The organism is Chryseobacterium salviniae, from assembly GCF_035819015.1.
Classification (GTDB): domain Bacteria; phylum Bacteroidota; class Bacteroidia; order Flavobacteriales; family Weeksellaceae; genus Chryseobacterium; species Chryseobacterium salviniae.
In genome coordinates, this window is record NZ_JAYLAA010000013.1 from 1 (window position 1) to 2,763 (window position 2,763).

General features: G+C 41.2%; 1 protein-coding gene. It reads left to right on the forward strand.

Translation table 11 applies throughout. The features are described from left to right. Positions 1 to 2,763 (forward strand): RHS repeat-associated core domain-containing protein (locus tag SOP96_RS03210; RefSeq protein WP_326319782.1); only part of this gene is annotated, 2,763 nt, incomplete at both ends.

Below are 2,763 nucleotides of genomic sequence, written 5' to 3' on the forward strand. Positions count from 1 at the left end.
CAATGCCACCCAGCCTGCACTGTACGGCCAAGAGAAAATCTTTTCAGAGAAAATCCTGGAAAGCTCTCCTTTAGACAGGATCTTACAGCAGAAGCAGGTGGGCAATGATTGGAGCAACAAACCGGTACAGTTCGCGTACGATGCCAATACCACAGCAGATGCCGTTAAAAAATACAACTTAGTAACCACTTGGGAAAACGGAGCCACAAAGTCTGGGTTTATCCCAACGACTGCTTACGCTGCTGCGCAGCTGTATAAAAACACGGTAACCGATGAAGACGGCAACCAGACCATCGAATTCAAAAACGGGGAAGGCCAGGTGGTACTCGTAAGAAAGATGCTCAGTGCCACGGAAAAAGCCGACACCTATTATGTATATAACGAATTCAATCAGTTAGCGTATGTCATTCCTCCGCTGGCTGCTGTTTCCGGAGTTACTGATGAGACAACATTAAACAATCTGTGTTACCAGTACCGCTACGACGGCAGGAACCGTTTGGTAGAAAAGAAGCTTCCGGGAAAAGGCTGGGAATATATGCTGTATGATAAGCAGGACAGGCTGGTTCTCACCCGTGATGCAAATCTTGAAGCCCAAGGACAATGGCTTTTCACGAAATACGATCAGTTTTCAAGACCTATTTATACAGGTTTGGTATACAGTCCTCCGGGCAGAGCCCAGCAGGTGGCTGCTGTAGAAGGTTTGGGTTCGAATAATGAAGTGAGAACCACTTCCAGCTTTAATAATACCGGAATGGATGTGTACTATACCACCAGTTCGGCCTATCCGCAGTATAATTACACGCTTTTATCCGTCAACTATTACGATACTTATCCTTCCTACAGTTTTAACCCAACGTTCCCAACAAATATTTTAGGAGAAACAACGCTTACTCAAACCCCTACCGCAGAAGGGTTGAGCACCAAAAGCCTTCCGGTGATGAGCCTGGTAAAAAATATTGAAGACGATAACTGGACGAAAAATTACACCTATTACGATAAAAAAGGCAGAGCCATCGGAAGCTATTCCATCAACCATTTGGGAGGGCGTACCCAGGTGGAATCCAAGCTTGATTTTGCAGGGGTGGTTCAGCAGAGCATTACCCGCCACAAAAGGCTCAGTACGGATACCGACAAAGTGATTACCGAAAACTTCACTTACGATTCCCAGAACAGGCTCAAAACACATACCCACCAGGTGGACAATAATCCGGTGGAATATTTAGCCCAAAATACCTACAACGAACTTTCGCAGCTTCAAACCAAAAAAGTAGGTGGAACTGCTTTAGGAAGCGGGCTTCAGACCGTAGACTATCAATACAACATCCGGGGATGGATGACTAAAATCAATGATCCTAAAAATCTTAATGGAAAATTATTTGGGTATGAGATTAAATATAATAATCCTGAAAATGCTGCGCCTAAATTTAATGGTAATATCGCTGAAGTAGACTGGATTACAGGAACCGTACCCAATGGTACCAAACGAAGGTATTCTTATGAATATGATAAGCTTAACAGGCTTTTGCAGGGAATATATTCTGAGCCGGGATCATCTGTGTTAAACAATAATTATTACAATGAACTGCTTAGCTATGATCTCAATGGGAATATCAGTACACTGAAAAGGTTTTCAAGCCCAAGCTCCGGAACCACCGCTGAGAAAATTGATGATCTGGTGTACAATTATACCGGAAACCGTTTGGATATGATTACGCTTCCTTCAGGAGTTGCCAATAATCCATCCGGGTATAATGCCCTTCAAAATACCATTGCCTATGATCTTAATGGCAACATGACCAATCATTTTGACAAAAGAATAAATTCAATCACATATAATTATCTTAATCTTCCTTCGGCGATTACAGCAGGTAGCGGAAAATCAGGATCTCAGACTAATTACTTTTACAGAGCGGATGGGGTTAAAATAAAAAAAATGTACTCTTACAACACGTTGTCAATTGATGAATATATCACACAAGTAAGCACTACAGATTATCTGGATGGTTTTCAATACCAGATTTCTCAAAGCCCCCTTTATGTACTTAGACTGAAATTTGTTCCAACCGCAGAAGGATATTTCAATTTTGAAAATAATAAGTATATTTACAACTATGTAGACCATTTAGGAAATACAAGGGTAAGCTACTTCCACAATGGCAGCGGAATAGAAGTTCTTGAAGAAAACAACTATTATCCTTTTGGGTTAAAGCATGAAGGGTATAATGCTTTGGCAGGAAATCCTTCGTATCAGTATAAGTACAACGGCAAAGAACTGCAGGAGACGGGAATGTATGATTATGGGGCGAGATTCTATATGCCGGATATTGGGAGATTTGGAACACATGACCCTTTAAGTTCTACAACCTTAGACCCCTATGGATATACTTATAACAATCCAATCAACATTATAGACCCAACAGGTATGCAAGGGGAAGATTGGATAAAAAGAGGTAGTCAGGTATTTTTTGATGCATCTGTAAAGTCTCAGGCGGATGCAGTTGGTAAATATGGAGAATCAGCACAACATCTTGGTGAAGGTAGTACACTTACTACAAGTAATAGCGAAGGGGTATTGTCGCAATATACTTTCCATGACAATGGTACAGTCTCTAATGCTTCAGGAACTGTTTTAGATACAGGTTCAGATACAGTTACAGAAGGAGGAACAACTATTATGGGTTCTACAAATAGTATGTTTTCAGAAGGTGTGCATTCATTTTTGGCAGAAAGTTCTAACCCTAATCCTTTAGAACAATATAGAGC